Source organism: Sneathiella aquimaris (assembly GCF_026409565.1).
GTDB classification, from domain to species: domain Bacteria; phylum Pseudomonadota; class Alphaproteobacteria; order Sneathiellales; family Sneathiellaceae; genus Sneathiella; species Sneathiella aquimaris.
Window position 1 is genome coordinate 1,328,663 of the sequence record NZ_CP112881.1, and the last position, 18,543, is coordinate 1,347,205.

At 47.6% G+C, this 18,543-nt stretch carries 18 protein-coding genes; 14 read left to right on the plus strand and 4 right to left on the minus strand.

Features of this window, described 5'->3' with window-relative positions:
• Positions 1 to 42 precede the first annotated feature (42 nt).
• The 6 genes from mreC (at position 43) to OIR97_RS06105 (ending at position 6,374) form a co-directional block, all read left to right on the plus strand.
• Positions 43 to 933, plus strand: a complete 891-nt coding sequence (gene mreC, locus OIR97_RS06080; RefSeq protein WP_169544694.1) for a rod shape-determining protein MreC — start codon at positions 43 to 45, stop codon at positions 931 to 933.
• A gap of 17 nt (positions 934 to 950) precedes the next feature.
• A complete protein-coding gene (gene mreD, locus OIR97_RS06085) occupies positions 951 to 1,472 on the plus strand; it encodes a rod shape-determining protein MreD (protein ID WP_169544695.1) in 522 nt (173 codons plus the stop codon).
• A 1-nt stretch (position 1,473) separates the two neighbouring features.
• Positions 1,474 to 3,375: a penicillin-binding protein 2 gene (gene mrdA / locus OIR97_RS06090; RefSeq protein ID WP_169544696.1), complete on the plus strand. Its 1,902-nt coding sequence runs from the start codon at positions 1,474 to 1,476 to the stop codon at positions 3,373 to 3,375.
• Positions 3,368 to 4,501, plus strand: a complete 1,134-nt coding sequence (rodA, locus tag OIR97_RS06095; RefSeq protein ID WP_169544697.1) for a rod shape-determining protein RodA — start codon at positions 3,368 to 3,370, stop codon at positions 4,499 to 4,501. Before mrdA ends, rodA begins: the two co-directional genes overlap by 8 nt.
• A gap of 176 nt (positions 4,502 to 4,677) precedes the next feature.
• Positions 4,678 to 5,859, plus strand: a complete 1,182-nt coding sequence (locus tag OIR97_RS06100; protein ID WP_169544698.1) for a YeeE/YedE family protein — start codon at positions 4,678 to 4,680, stop codon at positions 5,857 to 5,859.
• A gap of 20 nt (positions 5,860 to 5,879) precedes the next feature.
• Positions 5,880 to 6,374: a hypothetical protein gene (locus tag OIR97_RS06105; RefSeq protein ID WP_219821673.1), complete on the plus strand. Its 495-nt coding sequence runs from the start codon at positions 5,880 to 5,882 to the stop codon at positions 6,372 to 6,374.
• A 258-nt stretch (positions 6,375 to 6,632) separates the two neighbouring features.
• Here OIR97_RS06105 and OIR97_RS06110 read toward each other — a convergent pair whose 3' ends face one another.
• On the minus strand, positions 6,633 to 6,947 hold the full coding sequence (locus OIR97_RS06110) for a hypothetical protein (RefSeq protein WP_219821752.1): 315 nt from the start codon (positions 6,945 to 6,947) through the stop codon (positions 6,633 to 6,635).
• 129 nt (positions 6,948 to 7,076) lie between these two features.
• On the opposite strand from OIR97_RS06110, the gene OIR97_RS06115 reads away from it, so the two are divergent.
• The gene (locus OIR97_RS06115; protein ID WP_169544699.1) at positions 7,077 to 7,799 is read left to right on the plus strand and encodes a DUF6969 family protein; all 723 of its coding nucleotides are present in this window, start codon (positions 7,077 to 7,079) and stop codon (positions 7,797 to 7,799) included.
• A 42-nt stretch (positions 7,800 to 7,841) separates the two neighbouring features.
• Here the strand turns inward: OIR97_RS06115 and OIR97_RS06120 are convergent, their stop codons facing one another.
• Entirely contained in the window at positions 7,842 to 8,813 is a 972-nt protein-coding gene (locus OIR97_RS06120) for a patatin-like phospholipase family protein (RefSeq protein ID WP_169544700.1), read from the minus strand.
• Between the two features lie 576 nt (positions 8,814 to 9,389).
• Between OIR97_RS06120 and OIR97_RS06125 the strand changes: the two genes are divergently transcribed.
• The 3 genes from OIR97_RS06125 to OIR97_RS06135 all read left to right on the plus strand — a co-directional run bounded on the left by OIR97_RS06125 (position 9,390) and on the right by OIR97_RS06135 (position 12,874).
• Positions 9,390 to 10,583: a CaiB/BaiF CoA transferase family protein gene (locus tag OIR97_RS06125; RefSeq protein WP_169544701.1), complete on the plus strand. Its 1,194-nt coding sequence runs from the start codon at positions 9,390 to 9,392 to the stop codon at positions 10,581 to 10,583.
• A gap of 143 nt (positions 10,584 to 10,726) precedes the next feature.
• Positions 10,727 to 11,680, plus strand: coding sequence for a lipid A deacylase LpxR family protein (locus OIR97_RS06130; protein ID WP_169544702.1), 954 nt, complete (start codon positions 10,727 to 10,729; stop codon positions 11,678 to 11,680).
• 204 nt (positions 11,681 to 11,884) lie between these two features.
• A complete protein-coding gene (locus OIR97_RS06135) occupies positions 11,885 to 12,874 on the plus strand; it encodes an FAD-binding oxidoreductase (RefSeq protein WP_169544703.1) in 990 nt (329 codons plus the stop codon).
• Between the two features lie 51 nt (positions 12,875 to 12,925).
• Here the strand turns inward: OIR97_RS06135 and OIR97_RS06140 are convergent, their stop codons facing one another.
• Entirely contained in the window at positions 12,926 to 13,576 is a 651-nt protein-coding gene (locus tag OIR97_RS06140) for a 2-hydroxychromene-2-carboxylate isomerase (RefSeq protein WP_169544704.1), read from the minus strand.
• A 72-nt stretch (positions 13,577 to 13,648) separates the two neighbouring features.
• The gene (locus tag OIR97_RS06145; protein ID WP_169544705.1) at positions 13,649 to 14,548 is read right to left on the minus strand and encodes a LysR family transcriptional regulator; all 900 of its coding nucleotides are present in this window, start codon (positions 14,546 to 14,548) and stop codon (positions 13,649 to 13,651) included.
• 196 nt (positions 14,549 to 14,744) lie between these two features.
• Here OIR97_RS06145 and OIR97_RS06150 point away from each other — a divergent pair, with 196 nt between their 5' ends.
• The 4 genes from OIR97_RS06150 (at position 14,745) to OIR97_RS06165 (ending at position 18,537) form a co-directional block, all read left to right on the plus strand.
• Positions 14,745 to 15,890 (plus strand): acyl-CoA dehydrogenase family protein, encoded by a 1,146-nt coding sequence (locus tag OIR97_RS06150; RefSeq protein WP_169544706.1) that lies wholly within the window; start codon positions 14,745 to 14,747, stop codon positions 15,888 to 15,890.
• 9 nt (positions 15,891 to 15,899) lie between these two features.
• Positions 15,900 to 16,373 (plus strand): MaoC family dehydratase, encoded by a 474-nt coding sequence (locus OIR97_RS06155; protein ID WP_169544707.1) that lies wholly within the window; start codon positions 15,900 to 15,902, stop codon positions 16,371 to 16,373.
• Positions 16,374 to 16,762: 389 nt separating this feature from the next.
• On the plus strand, positions 16,763 to 17,434 hold the full coding sequence (locus tag OIR97_RS06160) for a TetR/AcrR family transcriptional regulator (protein ID WP_169544708.1): 672 nt from the start codon (positions 16,763 to 16,765) through the stop codon (positions 17,432 to 17,434).
• 50 nt (positions 17,435 to 17,484) lie between these two features.
• Positions 17,485 to 18,537 carry a DUF2332 domain-containing protein gene (locus OIR97_RS06165; protein ID WP_169544709.1) on the plus strand — a complete coding sequence of 351 codons (1,053 nt, stop codon included), beginning with the start codon at positions 17,485 to 17,487 and terminating at the stop codon, positions 18,535 to 18,537.
• Positions 18,538 to 18,543 lie beyond the last annotated feature (6 nt).

The following is an 18,543-nucleotide window of genomic DNA, read 5'->3' on the forward strand; positions in this document are numbered from 1 at the left end:
TGTTGGGGAACACTCAATTGAGAGTTATGCAGGAGTAGCTGAATGGCTTTAGGCCAAGGTACAGCATGGAAACTGGCCTTTCCGCTGAAAATTGTTTTTCAGCGCTTTGCTTTTTTGACACTCATTTGTGTGTCAATTGCCTTACTGGTTTTGGGTAAGGCTGATCTCGTGCTTATGGAGCGGGTGCGAACGATCAGCACAGACGCACTATCGCCCGTGCTTGGGACGCTTTCCCAGCCTGTTGACGCTATCAATAAAGGAATTACCCGCGTTAAAGAGCTGGCGACGCTGGTTGAAGAAAACGAACGGCTAAGACGGGAAAACGAACGACTGCTGCGCTGGCAGGCCGTGAGCCGGTCGCTTGATCAGGAAAACGAAAATTACCGACGTCTACTTAACGTTTTGACCGATCCACTTGTATTGCCGATCTCTGCCCGGGTCGTTGGTGATTCCGGCGGCCCTTTTGTGCGAACCTTATTGCTAAGTGCCGGATCCAGAGATGGTATTCGCGTGGGACAAGCCGTGGTTGGCCCACTTGGACTGGTCGGGCGTATTGCTGAAACCGGTAAAAATTCGGCGCGGGTATTGCTGCTTACAGATTTGAACTCCCGTATTCCTGTCGTGTTGGAAAAATCGCGCCATAAAGGCATTTTGGTAGGCGATAACTCGACCTCGCCTACTTTGGAGTATCTGCCCAATAATGCCCAAGTGTCTGCGGGTGATCGAGTTGTCACATCGGGAGATGGGGCCATGTTGCCAGCAGGCCGTCCGATCGGGATTGTGTCGTCTGTTCGGGACGGACAAATCAGAATACAGACATTTGCTGACTGGGAACGTCTGGAATATGTCAGCGTGCTTCGGTACGACCTTCCCGGACTGACCGACCGGCATACTAATCCGGGTGACTTGGGTGAGAGCCTTCTCGGCGATTAGAGTGAAAGCGCATCCATATGCTTGAGCAGCCGCCAGTATCGTATCAGATTAATCAGGTCCTTAGAGGGAGCATCCCTTTTTGGTTGACCTTTCTGCTTGCCCTTTTGACGGTGGTTCCAATTCGTATTGATGGTTTTGCGGTTATCTCTCCGGCCTTGGTTTCAATGTCCGTTTTTTACTGGAGTCTGCATCGCCCTTATTTAATGGCGGCGCCCGTAGTCTTTTTTCTGGGTTTGATTTCGGATATTCTGACCGGAGTTCCCCTTGGTCTATCTTCATTTATGCTTCTGATCGTTCATGGTGTTGCTGTTTCTCAGCGGCATGTTTTTGTCGGTAAAGCGTTTATCCTGACATGGTGGGGTTACTTGTTGATTGCGACTGGGATCAGCATGCTAACCTGGTTGATTGCTTGTATCTATTCATTGGCTCTGATGCCCTTTTTCCCGGTTTTGATCCAATTGATCATCACGGTTTTGATCTTTCCCCTGTTTGCTTGGTGCTTTGGCGCGATACAGCATAGCCTGTTGAAAGGCATTTGATATGCGCGGTAAAAGTAGCAAGGAAAAAGCTAAATTATTCACCCGACGATCATTAATGATGGCAGGCGGACAGGCTGCGTTGATGTCGGTTCTGGCAGGGCGCCTGTATTATCTGCAAGTTATTCAATCCAATGAATATACGATGATGGCGGACGAAAATCGAATGAATATCCGTTTGCTGGCGCCATTGCGAGGTCGGATATTGGATCGATTTGGCGATGAAATAGCAAGTAATCGGCAAAATTATCAGGTTGTTTTGATCCGCGAACAGACAGATAGCGTAGAGCAGACTTTGGACCGGTTGTCAGAATTGGTTCCTGTTCCAGAGCAGGATCGTGTGCGGGTTCTAAAAGAAACAAAACGCAAGCGTGGTTTCGTTCCAATCACGGTGATGGATAATCTTAGCTGGGAAGAGTTTGCACGGATCAATGTTCATAGTCCTGAATTACCGGGTATTCAACTGGACGTCGGTCAAACCCGTTATTACCCCTATGGCCCTCTTTTTGCGCATACGGTCGGATATGTTGGCGCTGTTTCGGAGCGGGACCTTAAAAATCTGGAGCCAGATCCTTTGCTGGAGCTGCCGGGCTTTCGAATTGGCAAAAACGGGATTGAAAAATTTTATGACCTGCCACTGCGCGGCACCGCAGGTACAAGTCGTGTGGAAGCAAACGCCTATGGCCGGGTCATTCGTGAACTGGATCGTCAGGAAGGGCGCCCGGGAAATGATCTGGTCCTGACGATTGACGCTGAGTTGCAAAAATATACCGTTGAACGAATGGGCGAAGAGAGTGCGGCCGCTGTAGTGATTGATATTCACACGGGCGATGTGTTGTCGATGGTGTCTGTTCCAAGCTTCGATCCCAATAGCTTTACAACGGGTATCAGCACAAAGGATTGGAAAGCTCTTCAAGGAAACCCTAAGAGGCCTCTTGGGAATAAAGCCGTTGCCGGACAATATCCTCCGGGTTCTACGTTCAAAATGATCGTTGCCCTGGCGGCATTGGAAAACGGGGCAATAACAATGGACCATGAGGTTTATTGCAACGGCTCGACAAAGCTTGGAAACCATAAATTCCATTGTTGGAAACGCGGCGGGCATGGAAAGCTCAATCTGCGTGAATCCATCGAACAGTCCTGCGATGTATTCTTTTACGATATCGCTCGGAAGGTCGGCATAGACAAGATTGCCGAGATGTCCAATCGCTTTGGTTTGGGCGAAAAATTGGGTCTGGATCTTCGTGGAGAAAAATCAGGCCTAATACCAACAACAGATTGGAAGCGAGCAGTTCGAGGCGAGCGCTGGCAGGTTGGGGACACGTTTAATGCAGGGATTGGACAGGGATATGTCTTGTCGACCCCTTTGCAATTGGCGGTGATGACCGCTCGGCTGGCAAACGGTGGTAAGGCCGTGACGCCACGATTGGTAAAAAACAGTATGGAGCAGGCTGACAATCCCATCCAGACAGAAGAACCGGCGGATATGGGGCTCAACAAGACGTTCCTTCGGTATGTTCAGGCCGGTATGTTTGATGTGGTCAACGGAAAACGCGGGACAGGGCGTGGTTCCAAGATCAAGGTTGAAGGCTGGGAAATGGCGGGCAAGTCAGGAACCGCACAGGTCCGCCGAATTTCAAAGAAAGAACGGTTGACCGGGGTGTTAAAATCGAGTGAGCGTGCGTGGAAGGAGCGGGATCATGCTCTTTTTGTTGCATACGCTCCGTATGATGAGCCGCGTTACGCGGTATCAGTGATTGTTGAACATGGCGGCAGCGGATCGAAAGCTGCGGCCCCAATTGCCAGAGATTTGTTGAAAGCAGCATTGAGACTGGATCCAGTTCGGAATAAAGACCGCTCCAAATTTGTTAATAAACCCCAGAAGAAGGGGGAAACGGATGCTTAGGGAAATCGGTGCGCCGGAACAGAATTTGCCACTGGCGCGAAAAATCTGGGACATGAACTGGGGCTTTGTCCTTTTGATTTGCGCTGTCGCCTCCGTTGGCTTTGTGATGCTGTATTCCGCTGCAAATGGCAGTATTGAACCTTGGGCCTCTCGGCAGATGATGCGGTTTGCGGCCGGCATGGTTATTATGTTCATCGTGGCGTTGGTCGATATTCGCATCTGGTTAAAGTTGGCGTATCCACTATATGCTATTTCACTTTTGATGTTAGGTGCCGTTGAAATTATGGGGGTCGTCGGTATGGGCGCCAAACGGTGGGTTGAGATTGGTCCCATTCAGGTGCAGCCGTCCGAAGTTGTGAAAATTACCCTGATTATGGCGATGGCGCGCTACTTCCATGGCTTGTCAATGGATGACGTCCGGCGTATTCGCTGGCTTATTGTGCCATTAATCTTGATTGCGATGCCCGCGGCTTTGGTTTTACGTCAGCCTGATCTGGGAACAACACTCCTGCTTGTTGCCGGTGCCGGGATCGTTTTCTTTTGCGCGGGTGTTAGCATGTGGATGTTTGGTGCCGTTATCGGGATCGCTGTTCCAAGTGCATTTTTCGCTTATCAGTTTTTGTATGAATATCAAAAGAAACGAATTCTGATTTTTCTCAATCCGGAATCCGATCCGCTGGGGGCGGGTTACCATATTATGCAGTCAAAAATTGCATTGGGATCGGGTGGTGTTTTTGGAAAAGGGCTTGTTCAAGGGACCCAAAGTCACCTGAATTATCTACCTGAAATGCGGACCGACTTTATTTTTAGCATGCTGGCAGAGGAATTTGGTTTGGTTGGCGGGTTGATCCTGTTTTCGCTTTATATTCTGCTGATTGCCTATGGATATGCCATTGCGTATCGCTCTCGTAATCAATTTGGAAAGCTGATGGCTGTCGGCATGACAGGCGTCTTTTTCCTGTATGTGTTTATCAATATTGCCATGGTGATGGGGCTGGTGCCAGTCGTTGGTGTGCCGCTTCCGTTGATCTCATATGGTGGGACTTCAATGCTAACCCTGTTGGTTGGATTCGGTTTGATTATGAGTGTTTATCTGCATCGTGATGTTGAAATACAGCGTAAATAGATAAACAAACTTTCGGATCGTAAATCTGATTTTCACTTCGGCATGGTCGTTGGAACGCTGCTCTCGGCAAATTGAACTGTATGTGAACAGGTCTTCCCTTACATTGGCTCAATACCGGTCGTCGGACATGCTGTCCTGATCGGTACCGCTATTCAGGTGCGGAAAAGGGTCGTTAAATGGCGATTGATAGTCATCTAGATATACCAGGGTCGCGCCGATTTGCAGCCGTTATGGCCGTGACGGCAGTGATGTTGACGGGCTTCTTTTTTACCTTCGCCAAACGTGACGCTTTTGTATTTTTTGTGATCGCCTTGGCTATGGGGCTAACCCTTTATCATGCTTCTTATAGTTTTAGCGCGGCCTACCGGAAATTCTTTACGCACCGGCAGGTAAGCGGAATAGACAGTCATTTATTGCTGGTTGCATTAACAACGATCCTGTTTGCACCTGTCTTGTCGCAAGGGTTTGCATTTGATGCACCGGTCACCGGTGCGATTGCGCCCGCGGGCGTCGGCATGGCGTTCGGGGCTTTTATCTTTGGGATTGGAATGCAACTCGGCGGGGCTTGCGCGTCGGGCAGTCTTTATACTGCGGGGTCAGGCAATCCAAGAATGATGATTGTCCTCGTTTTCTTCTGTGCGGGAGCATTTTGGGGCAGCCTCGATCTGAATTGGTGGCAGTCATTGCCTTCTCTTCCAGCAATTTCATTGGCAGGTGTTGTGGGCTGGGAACTTGCTGTACCAATCCAGCTGGCGTTCTTAGGGCTTTTATATTTTACGCTGCAGAAATACCGAACCCAAGAAAAAGAAAGCCTGCCCAATGAAAGCGTGAGGACTGGCCCTTACTGGACCGTGTTATTGAAAGGCCCGTGGCCATTGATTTGGGCTGCCGTATCATTAGCCGTTTTAAACTGGCTCACGCTGGTGACAGCCGGGCACCCTTGGTCCATTACATGGGGATTTACACTTTGGGGTGCCAAAGTCGCAACCTTTCTGGGATGGGATCCGGCGACAAGTGTTTTTTGGGCGGATGGTTTTGCCTCCGGTGCGCTTCGTCAATCAGTTTGGCATGACACAACTTCTGTCATGAATGTCGGGATAATGATCGGGGCCACGGCTGCAATGCTGATGAGCAGGAAAAGGTCAGCGAAATGGGATCGGCGTTTGGGACCATTGATTGCCGCCATCGTTGGAGGGCTGATGCTGGGATACGGTGCGCGTCTGGCATATGGCTGCAATATTGGAGCGTTCATCAGCGGTGCCGGGTCGACAAGTTTGCATGGTTGGGTTTGGATTTTATGTGCCTTTCCAGGGAACTGGATTGGAACGAAAATTCGCCAGTATTTTCAACTGAACTGAATTAAAAAAGGACGAGAATAATGAATTATAGAAAATTGATGACGTGGAGCGCAGTGGGCGTACTTCCTGTCGTTGGGATCATTTTGGGCGGCTCTATCACCGCGGCTGTTGCCGCCCCTCAGGTGATTGAATTAACGCAAGTTCCGTGTCAGTTTCTGGACGTTGAAAATGATCAGGGATATCTCTCTCAAAGTAAGGCGGACTGTGAGGCGATAAATCTTAAATCGGCAAAAGAAAGGGTTGCGAGTTCCAAGGTTATCACCTTGAAGCCGGGGGACTATATTTTTAGGGTTTCCAACAAAAATGTTCCTTATGAATTAGGGTTTTGGTTGCGTGAGGAAGATTATAACTGGGCAAACCCGCTGCATAAACTGAACAAAATTAGTGTATCCGGTGGTGGTTTGGTGACCGGGGCAACCAAAGACTACAAAGTAACGTTAAAACCCGGTGACTATTTGTTTTCCTGTCCGCTGAACACGACGCCTGACTATAAGCTTGTCGTAAAGGACAACTGAAAATACATCTCTTTTTTCCATTTTATTGGTCTGGAATTCAAGACCTGAAAGATGGCTGGAACACATGTTTTCTGTGCTCTCAAACTGTCACAATTATGTGAAACAACGTTATTAGAGAGGGCGGCTTTCATCTGCCATAGTCAACTCCAGAAAATGAGAGAATTTATTCCAGTTCAATAAGGTAAACGATCGTTTTCTATTGTTTCTAGTTGAACGTTAGAGACGTTTTCATCCGCGGCATCCGGGGTATTCCGGGTTTCAGGCGGTCATCAGTCTACAGGTTTTATTCGAGGAAAAAGAAATGTTGAAAAAATCCCTTACAGTAACAGCAGTTGGTCTAACCGCCTTGTCTGCAGCGACAATCGTTGCGGCACCAGCGGCTAAAGCAGTCTCGTTGGATGGCGTTGTTATTGCGTCTTGCAGCCCTTGCAAAGCAAAGAAAAACCCATGCAACCCATGTGCGGCAAAGAACCCATGTAATCCTTGTGCTGCAAAGAAAAATGCCTGTAACCCTTGCAACCCTTGTGCCGCCAAGAAGAACCCCTGTAATCCATGCAATCCATGTGCAGCCAAGAAAAATTAATTACCCCTTCATTCTAAAAGAGCCGTTGTCATTAGAGGTTCTTTCGGGGCACATTTGTCACGCGGGCTGTTTTGTAGCTCGCGTGATTGTCTGAGTAAGTTATTTGATTAGAGGTAACGATGTTGGATTGGGACAAATTGACGATACTTGAATTGGAAGAAATGGCGGAAGCCGGTCAATATGTTCTGAATTGTTACCGTGTCCTTGCAAAAACCAGTGATAATATTGTGGGGGAGTTGATCAAGTGTCACGACACATTCTACGAAATGGAGCATTACCCGCCCGGAGATGTTTTTGATCCGGAAACTCATTCGCAATATTATTATCATGCGCATAGAGATGGGGAGCATGGGCATTTCCATACTTTTTTAAGATCAGATGGAATGACGGCGGGCGAAGAACCTGTTTCAGGGCAGTCGCATATGTCCTATATGGACGAACGGGATGATAACATTTGTCACTTGATAGCCGTTTCAATGGATAATAGAGGATTTCCCCTGTCGCTGTTTACCACAAATCGTTGGGTTACTGCTGAAAACTGGTATGCAGCCGAAGACGTTGTTGCGTTTGTTGACCGTTTTGAAATCGATGTTGCACAACCTTCATGGCCTGTGAATATTTGGCTAACGGCGTTGATCCGGCTTTATAAACCGGTTATTCGGCAGTTAATCCTTGAACGTGATCAGAAAATTATTGAATGGCAGTCTACCTACCCTGAACGGGATGTTTTTGAAGATCGTGACCTTGAAGTGACATCGGAATTCAAGATATCAGTGGAAGAATATCTGACTGAAATTGAAAACAGGTTGACCGAAAAACTCGGGAAGCAACTGGCCGGATAAAATCCGGCCAGATTTACTTGTTTAACGGTGCGACCCGGGTTTTTACGTCAGCAGGTTTATCAGCTTTTCCAATTCCTGCTTATTATCATCAATAATTGAACTTCCTTCTTTTTTGAGCGCTTGAATGTTGGCACTGTGGGCCGCGTCCATATCATCCAGTGCGTGGGTGAGATGTTTGTCAAAACGGAAATAGCGCTGTGAATTTTGTTTGCGTTTTCCGCCCAGGATCAAATCCAAATGAAAATCTGTTGCATCTGCTGTTCCGTCCATCATCACACTGATTATGGGCCGAACCCAGCCTAATGCGCCCCAGTCTTTTGCGTCGTCGAATGGAATTTTTCGCGTTGTGATTCCGGTTCCAAGCGATACCAGCAACATGTCAGAAGGATCCTCCCCCTCAGAGACAGCTTCGGTATAGGCGCACATGGCCGGATTATTGACAAAGACCCCGCCGTCAATGAGCGCGCGCTTTAAACCGGTATCGGGTTCTGTCTTGACCATTTCAGGCTCAAAATAGGTGGGCGCGGCGCTGGTTGCCCGTGCGGCATCCTTTAAAAAATGATTTCTTGTATCAGTTTTCAAGGCCTGGCGGCTCTTGAAGAAATAAGGGGCCCGAGCCTCAATATCATAGGAAGTGAGAATAACGGGTTTCAGGCAGTCTTTCAGTGTCGTTGTTCCAAAATACCGATCAAGAAGGTTTTCCAAAGCTTCTTCATCATATTGTTCGTCTGTCATCCCCCCAGCTGAAACAACACCTTTCCAAAAACTTCGGCTGAATATTTCCGAGCCATGATCTTCATAAATCTTAAGAAGGTCAGTGGCCGAGTATTTCGGTTTTCCTGTGGCATCGGGAGCAGTCGCGCCTGCCGCAAGGATCCCGCCTGTTGAGGTTCCGACGATTAGATCGAATAGGTCCGCAATCGCTTTTCCGGATTCTGCTTCCAAATATTGTAGAAGGACTGCTGGAATAACGCCTCGAATTCCTCCGCCGTCTATTGAGAGTATTTTATACACGCTCATTCTCCTTAGTTTTAGGGATACCAGGAAACTACAACGCAAGCGCAATTATAGCATGATTTAGTGTATTGGGTTTATTTGTTTTAGGGGAGGGTAATGTGCTGATTATTCAAGGGTGAAGAATGAAATATCATGTCTTAATTATAAGTTGTTTCAACTAAAATATGAGGTATTTTGTTGTTAGATGGCGAATTGATGTGGAAAAATGTTGTTATTTGATCATTAATTTCATTAAATATAGAGATCAGGGGTTGCTAGGGGCGGTGCTCATATGTGGGGATGGTTCCGCCTTGTCCGCCTGAGATAGTGTTTATCGACTAAAGATTACATTTGTAGTCTGTCGATCCAAGTCTCACTGCAGGACAGCGTCTGATACAAAAGTTCGTTCATGACCCGGTGTTATAAGCGAACTATCTCAAAGGCTGATCGGTTCTCCGGTCAGCCTTTTTTTTGGTCCAGCCGATAACAAAACGATACTGATCTTCAGCTATTTCCTTGTGATTAAGGGGGGGTGTCTGGCAGACTTTCCGAATACTTTCCAAAGAATAAAAATAGAAATGGAACAGAAATAGAATGCCAAAACCGCTTGAAGACATAAAAATTGTTGATCTCACCAATATGCTGATGGGACCGTATACAACTCAAATTCTGGGGGATATGGGGGCTGATGTCATAAAAGTTGAGGCGCCGGGTGGGGATCCGGTTCGATATATCGGTGCTGCAAGAAATTTAGGTATGGGCGCAATTTATCTTAACTGCAATCGGAGCAAACGGAGTTTAGTCCTTGACCTGAAAACTGAAGAAGGGCACGCGGCAATATTACGTCTGATCGCAAAGGCAGACATCCTTGTTTATAATCGACGTCCTCAGGTCATGGAAAGGTTGGGTCTTTCTTATGAAACTGTCAGGCAAATCAATCCGTCTTTGATATATGCCGGGCTGTATGGCTATGGCCAGAACGGCCCCTATGCGAAAAAACCGGCGTTTGACGATTTGATACAGGGCGCGGTATCGATCCCGGCCTTGGCGCAGATGGCGGATGGCGGTGCACCGCGCTACGCCCCTTCAGCTATTGTTGATCGGGGGGTTGCGCTATGGGCGGTAGGTCAAATCAACGCTGCTTTATATTACCGTAGCCGGACAGGGACAGGGCAAAAACTGGATCTGCCAATGTTCGAAATGATGGTCAGCTTCATATTGGCAGACCATATGGAAGGGGAGACTTTTCTGCCGCCAATTGGTAGGCCGGGTTACAAGCGGATGCTCAATCCAGACAGGCGCCCTTATCCAACACAAGACGGCTATATCTGCGCCATGATTTATACGGATCGCCATTGGCGGGATTTTTACAAAGCGCTGGGAAAAGAAGATGTGCTGGAGCAGGATCCGCGTTTTACCTCTATTACGACACGAACAGAACATATTGCTGAGATATATGCTGAGTTGGCAGCGCTTTTGCAAACCAGAACGACAGATGAATGGATGACACTGTTCGATCTGGCGGATGTTCCTGCAATGCCGATGAATAGTCCGGAAAGTCTGCTCGGTGATGTTCATCTTGCGCAAACAGGGTTTTTTATTGAACGTGAACACCCTTCTGAAGGTAAAATTCGAGATATGGCGGTTCCCGCTTTTTGGTCTGAAAGTCAGCCCGCACCGACGTGTCATGCCCCGTTGCTGGGGGAGCATAGTTTTGACGTTCTGTCAGAAGTTGGATACGACAGAGAAGCGCTTGAAAAGATGAAGGCTTCAGGGGTTATTGAATAAACAAATCATCACTATTTTTCTTTACTTCCAGGTGTCTTTAGACGCATCTAGGGGCAGGCTTTGAGAAATCAATTTTGAGTGTGACAGTTATGAAGGTCCTGTTTTATTCCACATGCATTTATTTGCTCGCTTCAGGCATTTCTATGGCCGAAGAAGCGCTTGCGCAGAAAGAAGCGATCTTTACGGTTGTCGTGGAGAATGACTCGATTGGATATAAAGGCACGGACCAGAATTATACAAGTGGTATCCGGCTTGGTTATCTGGATACTGATTTCGAAATCCCGGAGTTTGCGCATGTCGTTGCGGATTTCATGCCGACCTTTAGTTTGAACGAGCAGACTGGATTGTTCTATTCGTTGGGTCAGAACCTTTATACGCCAAGCGAGATAACGGAACGTCCTCAGGACCCGGAAGATAGACCCTGGGCTGCTCATTTGTATGCTTCCATGGGATTGGTGACCGTCACTGGAAATCACGTTGATGAGTTGGAGCTGTCCCTTGGCGTCGTCGGTTCTGCGGCGTTGGGAGAACAGTCTCAGAAAATTGTTCATAAATATGTCACACCGTCCAGTCCAACCCCAAAAGGCTGGTCTAATCAGCTCAAGAATGAACCGGCACTTCTTTTGGGGTGGCAGCGCCGATATACTGATTTGTTGTCCACTAATTTTTTGGGGTTCAAAGGCTCAGTCAGCCCGCATTTTGGTGCTACTCTTGGGAATGTTTATACCTTTGCCAACGCTGGCTTTACGGTAAAATTGTCTCCAGATGATGGTATTTCTCAGGATGCGCCGATCAGAGTACGGCCTGGGCTTCCCGGCACGGGGTACTTTGATACGCCGGCCAACACATGGAGCTGGTTTCTTTTTGCAGGTGTTGACGGGCGGGCGATCGCCCGAAACATTTTTCTCGACGGGAATAGTTTTACTGACTCTCATAGTGTCGATAAAAAGTACTTTGTTGCCGATTTGAATGCAGGGATTGCATTTACCTATGATCGATATCGACTAAGTTATACGGCAATTTACCGAACAAACGAATTTGACGGACAGAATGATCCATCCGTTTTTGGCGCCCTTTCATTCGGTATTCGGTTTTAACTCGAAATAGGAAAGCCTGCTTCATGGCCTTTCGAAAAAAAAAGAAGCCTTTTCTTTTTATTTGAAAAACCTAAATCATTTGATGTAACTGATTTCAAACTATACTCAGCCGCACTACAAAAACCAAAATTTATACTTTTAACAAGTAAACAGATGTTGAGTTTTCTCCGTTTTAATTCCTGTTTTGAACATGAGGGAGGGGAGATGCCTATTTTGAATTTTGATGGCCGCGCGTATAAAGGGCATGAAAAAGAAACCGTTTTAGACATTTTATTGAAGGCCGGTGAGGAAATATCGCATTCCTGTAAAACAGGCCGATGTCAGGGATGTATTCTCCATTGTAAAGAGGGTGATTTGCTGCCCGTTTCCCAAAATGGGTTGGACGAAGAATTGACAAAAGCGGGATATTTTTTGTCCTGTAAATGCCCGTTAAGGCATAATCTCGAGGTGGCGTCGCCGGAAACAAATACGTTTTTTCAGGAAGCAACGGTTGTCAAAAAACGGCAGTTGTCGGACAGGATCTGCCAGATAACCCTCCGTGTTGACCCGAACTTTGAATTTCTCCCTGGCCAGTTTGTTAATCTAGGGCGTAGTGACGGTGTTCTGAGAAGCTATACGCTTGCCGGATTGCCAACAGAGGCGGGCGTCCTAGAGATCCATGTCGAAAAGCGTCCAGCCGGTGAGTTGAGCAATTGGTTATATTCCGATTGTCGAGTTGGAGAAACGTTATTTTTACAGGGGCCTCACGGGCAATTCTATTATCGTCCTGAGAGGCGGGATCAGAGTCTATTACTGTTGGGGAGTGGTGCTGGCTTGGCATCCTTGATGGGAATATTAAGATCAGCGTTATCTTATGGCCATACGGGGCATATAGCATTGTATTACACCAGCAATCAGATGTCGGGTTTCTATTTGCATGAAACGTTAAAAGAGCTCGAGCAGGAACACAAAGGGTTTCATTATTTCCCCTGCTTGTCCCGTTCTTATTACCGGGAAGGCTTTCGTCAAGGGCGTGCAGATGAAGTAGCCTTTCAGGATTTCCCCAGCTTAGCAGGGTGGAAGGTATATGCAGCCGGATTTCCGTCGATGGTCTACGCCTCCTGCTCTCGGGCGGAAAAGGCGGGCGTCGAATTGGAGAATATTTTCGACGAGCCTTATGAAATGAAAGATTTACGGCGCACTCAAAGAAGGTGAGTAGGTATTCGTGCCTTGGGGGCGATCAGGGTCTGCTTCTTTCTGGTGCCCTCAATGGTTTGTTAGACCTGAATGTTTCATCCGCCAAACGGCGAGATCAATTCTATCCTGACCAAAAAATGGCTCTCCATTAAAAACGAGTGTTGGGACGCCCCAATGACCGGCTTCCTCCAATTCTGACTGATGCTGACTGATCTGGCGCTCCATATCTTGCTCTCTCGCTTGAATTTCTGCATCCATTTCTGACAGTGACAGGCCAGCTTTAGCAACAACGGGTGCCAGATTTTCGGGTAAGTGCCAGTCGGTTATTTCTCCGCCCCAAATTGCATCCGAAACATGTTCAATAAAAGCCATGCCTTTGCCCAATTCGGATGCAAGAACACCAAGTCGGGTCAGTCTGTGTATGTAGGGCTGCTCCTTAGATATGCTTCGGGTCTTATTATCCATCACGACAGGGTCGGGTCGCGGCCAACGGAACGGCAAATCGCGGTATTGTGCAACTCTCGCACAGTCCCGCAGTAGATAGCCTATCCAGTTTGGATCGATCTTGGCAAAAAATTCAGGTGTACGGATTGCGATCGGGTAAACCGGTTTTACCAGAATATCGAGATCATACTGTTCGGTTAATTGCCGATATTGCTTGGTCCCAAGATACGAATAAGGGCTGCGAAAAGAGTAATATAGGTGAGCCGTTAATGTCATGATTTGATCCCTGTTTTCCTTGATTGAGGCAAAGACTAGGGGAGATCAGCAGAAATGCCAATTTTCAAATAATCACGTTGCCGTGGGGAACGGACGACAACATTCAATGAAGGCCGTCAGCAAACTGTTTTTGTGCCCCTGCTTGCAGGCAATAGCCATGTGGGTTTCAATCTCTTTGTCCGCGCCTTCAAGATCCTTGTAAACAACACCGCTATGAACGGCCTGACGGACACATTGGGGCACCAATGCAATCCCAAGCCCCGCAGACACCAGGCTGATTTGTGTCTGGATCTGGGATGCTGTTTGACTAATTCTGGGCGTGAAACCAGCCTGATGGCAAGCATGCAATACCAGAGCATGCAGATTAGGTGATGTTTGTAATGGAAACAGGATAAATCCATCTTCTGAAAGGCTGCTTAACCGGACCGCTTTCTTATCGGCCTGTGGGTGAGATTGTGGCATAACGACGATCAGCTTCTCCTGCCTGATGGTCGTGAGATCGAACAGGCCACGTCCAGCAACAGGAGGACGCAACAGGCCTGCGTCAATACTGCCTTTTGAGATAGCGTCTAACTGATCCACGGTACTTAATTCTTCAAGCTCTACCTCAACATTGGGGAAAGTTTGACGAAATTGCCTGACAGTGTCTGGTAAGGCTTCATATATTGCAGAGCCAACAAAGCCTAAAGTCAGTCGTCCTGTCAGCCCTTGAGATGCCCGGCGGGTGTCTTCTGTTACCTGGTTCAGTTTCTCAAGAATTTCATAAGCGCCTTTTAAGAAGACCTCACCGGCTGGGGTTAAGGTAACGGATCGATTGGCCCGGGTGAGTAGTGTAACATTAAGGGTTTGCTCCAGCTTCTTTATGGAATGACTAAGCGGAGGCTGCGTCATATGAAGTCTTTCGGCAGCGATGCGAAAGTGTTTTTCTTCTGCGACTGCGATGAAGTGTCTGATTTGCCGGATATCTGTCATTTGTTGATTGATACATATTATGTATCAAAATTAAAGTAATAATATATTGGATGAATAGAAAAAGCTTTGCCATACTTATAAAAAACAACAATAAAACAGGGCGAGGCATTGCCTCAAACCTGTTTTCTCATATCATCAGAGAATAATGACGCCGTTTCGGCGTCTATCAGGCATTTAGCAGCAAAGAAAAAAACACATGAACTTTGAACTTACTGAAGATCAACGGCAGGTCCAGGAATTGGTTCGTCGGGTGGCTCGCGAAAAAGTTGCGGCTCGCGCGAATGATATCGATAAAACGGCTGAATATCCTCAGGATATGTTCGATCTGTTGAAAAGTCTGGGTCTGTTCACCCTGCCGTTTCCTGAAGAATATGGCGGTACGGAGGATTCTGTTTCATGTTGTCTGGCAATCGAGGAATTGGGGCGGGTTTGTTACAACACAGCCTATCTTTTGCTGGTTCAATGGTTGCCGTTCGGCGCGATTTTGGCCGGCGGGTCAAAGGAGCAAAAAGATAAATATCTAACGGGCCTCGCTAGCGGGGATTTGCGCGGCGCATTTTCAACAACAGAACCACAAAGTGGATCAGATGTTGCGGGAATTAAAACCCGTGCCGTTCCAACAGAGGGCGGTTATGTGATCAATGGTGCAAAAATTTGGTGTACGAATGCGGAAGTATCTGATTTTGTGCTTGTCGCGGCGAAAGTAGGAGAGGCTTCGGGCACTGGTTCCATTAACATGTTCATTATTGATCGGGATACGCCGGGTTTCACAATCGGTGAAAAAGAAGACAAGATGGGAGCCCGGGGGGTTCCATCAAACTCTTTGTTTTTGGAAGATGTTTTCGTTCCTGATAGCGCCCGATTGGGACCAGAAGGAAAAGGCTTCAAAATTGTTATGGAGGCGTTCAATAAATCGCGCCCCTATATTGGCGCGCGGGCGGTTGGATTGGCGCAAGGGGCAATCGATCATACCAAGGACTTCATCAAGCAAAGACGCGCCTTCGGTCAGCAAGTCTCTGACTTTCAGGGTGTGAGATGGATGATTGCGGATATGGAAACCCAGACAGAGGCTTCTCGGTTAATGGTTTATAAGGCGGCCGCGATGGTCAATGCGGGCGTGCGGGGCAATGAACTGGCTGGAATGGCGGCCATGTCTAAACTGTTCGCAACCGATACAGCCATGACCGTTGCAGAAAATGCGGTTCAGCTTTTCGGAGCCGCGGGCATTTCCTCAGAATACCCCATTGGCCGGTATTTCAGAGACGCCAAAGTTCTTAAAATCGTCGAAGGTACAAATCAGATACAACGCAATATTATCGGTAAGCTCGCACTTGCCGATTAAGGGGGAAATGTGGAAACCGTAGGGCTTGGATTTTACTATGAAGATTTGCCGCTTGGCCGACAATTCAAGACAATTGGCCGAACTGTAACAGAAGCCGATATCGTAAACTTCATCAATACAACGGGTATGCAGGAAGTGCTGTTCATGGATCTGGAGTTTCTGGAGCATTCTTCTGACATCAAGGGACGGGTTGCACCGGGGGCACTTGCGTATACTTTTGCGGAAGGGTTACTTGTACAATCGACCATGCAGCATACAGGATACGCGTTTCTGAACATGGAACTTAATGTCGAAAACCCGGTTTTTGCAGGGGATACCCTTCATGTGGAATGCGAGGTGATCGAAGCGCGATTGACCAGTAAACCCGGTCGGGGCCTTGTTCGAACGCGCAATAAAATTGTCAAGCAGGATGGGACTGTCGCAATTATTTACACGCCATTAAGAATGATCAAATGTCGAGATGAGGGCCTTGCAAAAGACTAGCGGGTTGTCTTGAGATGCGATCTCGTTGAAAGCCAGAATACTCAAAGCCCCACCATTTGTGTGGGGCTTTTTAGTTGGCCATTTCGGAAAACTGCTATTGGTCGCAAATGCCGATGTGGACCCGTAATGAAAAACAGATTTTAAAGCAGATATTTTGGAAAAGAAGGGAAGAGGTGGGGGATTGCGTCACACACTTAGCACCGACTGTTTCCCCCTTATTCTTATTATTGAAAATTACACTATCATTCATGAATGAATGTATCAACAACAAAATGACAAATTGTCAACAACCGAGTGTGTTTTTCCGAAGTGATTGATTTTAAGACATTTTCTAGATACTCTCGTGCAAAATAATAATGAGCTTCATGTATTAGGGAGCTGGAGACAGAATGGTGAATAAGGAAAATGGATTGGAAAATTCCGTCCAGCAGGAAGAGGGCGGGCCCATCATTGACCGCAAAACCCAGCAACAGCGCAGGGAAGAAACGCGGGCCAAATTAATTGATGCCGCCATCCATCTTATTCAAAGTGACGGTTGCGCAAATTTGACGACAACACGGGTGGCGAAAGCTGCGGGTCTGACAAGAGGGGCTATCCAGTATCACTTTTCGAGCCCAAAAGATTTGTTACAGGAAGTTATTGTCACGATCGTGCAGAAATTAAACGTAATGGTCGCACAAACTGATTTAAGTCACCTTGGAAAATCAGAACGACTGGATCGACTGATTGATCACTATTGGTCAGGGTATAAAAGCGATATCTATGTTGTCTTTCTGGAAATCGCAGTTCAGGGGCATCGTGATCCAGCCCTGAAAAAAAGCATCGAGGAAGGTATAGCCCGATTGGATGAAGAACGTGACGAATACTGGTTGGGGTTCTTTTCCGACTATAGCGAGAGTCGGGACGAAATACTGGATTGGCGAACTGTTTTGCTTGTTTTGCTGCGGGGACTTGCTGTTAAAAAAATGTTCTCCGGTCCGCACGAAAATATCGATGATCATTACGCCCGGCTAAAAGAAATGTTTCAGTCCTACGTCTCAGGAGGGCCCAGACCTCTTTAATAAGATGAGGGTCGCGGTACTTCTCAACCAATTTGGAAAAAGGGGTGGTTATGTCCGAACAACCAATTCTAACGGCATTTCGTGTGCAGTCAAAAGCCTGCGAAAGTTTAGGATCCCCTTTTATGGCGCGTCTGTGCTTGTTGCTGGCAGAGAATTTCCCTGCAGAAGGGGTTGTTTGGCGTCATATCGCCAATTGGCCGGGAGATGTCTCACCATACGGAGAGTCTGTTCCCTTGCGGTTGACAGGGGCCTTGCATGCGCTGGTTTTGTCGAGCCGTCTTCCTGCGTTACAGTCAGTCTATCCTCCCAATGATCAAAGCATTTGTGATGACCGGCTGTTGGAGGCTGTTCTGAGTGCGGTTGAGGAGGAGGAAGAATTTGTCCTTCAGTTTTTAAGAAATGCGCCGCAGACTAACGAGGTCAAACGTGCTGGAATTCTGTTCCCTGGATTTCAATATATCGCAAAGCAAACCAATTTGATGGATTTCAGGACCTCTGAATTAGGAGCAAGTGCGGGCCTGAATTTGTTTTGGGATAAGTTCAGTTACAATTTAAAGGGGACCTTATGGGGAAGTGCCCACGCACCGGTCCTGCAGGAGCCAGACTGGAAGGGTTCAATGCCAGCCATGCATCCGCTCCGTGTTCTGGAGAGGGCTGGCTGCGACCTCAATCCTCTTGACATTGATAAGGCGGACGAACGTCTTCGGTTGTTATCCTATATTTGGGCGGATCAACCGGACCGAATTGCGAAAACCAGATCTGCGATCGATTTTGCAAAAACTCAGCCAGAACGCGTTACTAAGCAGAGTGCGATCAAATGGCTTGCCGGGCGGCTTGCCCAGCAGAGCGAAAACACGGTTCACGTGATTTACCATACTATCGCTTGGCAGTATTTTACCAAGGCAGACCAAGTGGCAGGTGAGCGCCTCATGCAGGAGGCCGGGCAATTGGCGCGAAACGATAGCCCCTTGGCGTGGTTACGGTTGGAAGCGGATAAGGAAACGCCTGGCGCTGCTCTCTCTGTCACACTTTGGCCCGGAGGAGAGACAAAAATATTAGCCAGAGCTGATTTTCATGGCCGCTGGATTAACTGGCTTGTTTAATTTAAC

Excerpts from the sequence above, each read along its gene's own strand:
- OIR97_RS06140 (WP_169544704.1), bottom strand. The coding sequence starts at position 13,576 with ATGACATTAACGGCTCACCTATATTACTCTTTTCGCAGCCCTTATTCG.
- OIR97_RS06100 (WP_169544698.1), top strand. The coding sequence starts at position 4,678 with ATGGCGATTGATAGTCATCTAGATATACCAGGGTCGCGCCGATTTGCA.
- rodA (WP_169544697.1), top strand. The coding sequence starts at position 3,368 with ATGCTTAGGGAAATCGGTGCGCCGGAACAGAATTTGCCACTGGCGCGA.
- OIR97_RS06105 (WP_219821673.1), top strand. The coding sequence starts at position 5,880 with ATGAATTATAGAAAATTGATGACGTGGAGCGCAGTGGGCGTACTTCCT.
- OIR97_RS06115 (WP_169544699.1), top strand. The coding sequence starts at position 7,077 with ATGTTGGATTGGGACAAATTGACGATACTTGAATTGGAAGAAATGGCG.
- OIR97_RS06165 (WP_169544709.1), top strand. The coding sequence starts at position 17,485 with ATGTCCGAACAACCAATTCTAACGGCATTTCGTGTGCAGTCAAAAGCC.
- OIR97_RS06150 (WP_169544706.1), top strand. The coding sequence starts at position 14,745 with ATGAACTTTGAACTTACTGAAGATCAACGGCAGGTCCAGGAATTGGTT.
- OIR97_RS06160 (WP_169544708.1), top strand. The coding sequence starts at position 16,763 with ATGGTGAATAAGGAAAATGGATTGGAAAATTCCGTCCAGCAGGAAGAG.
- OIR97_RS06125 (WP_169544701.1), top strand. The coding sequence starts at position 9,390 with ATGCCAAAACCGCTTGAAGACATAAAAATTGTTGATCTCACCAATATG.
- mrdA (WP_169544696.1), top strand. The coding sequence starts at position 1,474 with ATGCGCGGTAAAAGTAGCAAGGAAAAAGCTAAATTATTCACCCGACGA.
- OIR97_RS06145 (WP_169544705.1), bottom strand. The coding sequence starts at position 14,548 with ATGACAGATATCCGGCAAATCAGACACTTCATCGCAGTCGCAGAAGAA.
- OIR97_RS06130 (WP_169544702.1), top strand. The coding sequence starts at position 10,727 with ATGGCCGAAGAAGCGCTTGCGCAGAAAGAAGCGATCTTTACGGTTGTC.
- mreD (WP_169544695.1), top strand. The coding sequence starts at position 951 with ATGCTTGAGCAGCCGCCAGTATCGTATCAGATTAATCAGGTCCTTAGA.
- mreC (WP_169544694.1), top strand. The coding sequence starts at position 43 with ATGGCTTTAGGCCAAGGTACAGCATGGAAACTGGCCTTTCCGCTGAAA.
- OIR97_RS06135 (WP_169544703.1), top strand. The coding sequence starts at position 11,885 with ATGCCTATTTTGAATTTTGATGGCCGCGCGTATAAAGGGCATGAAAAA.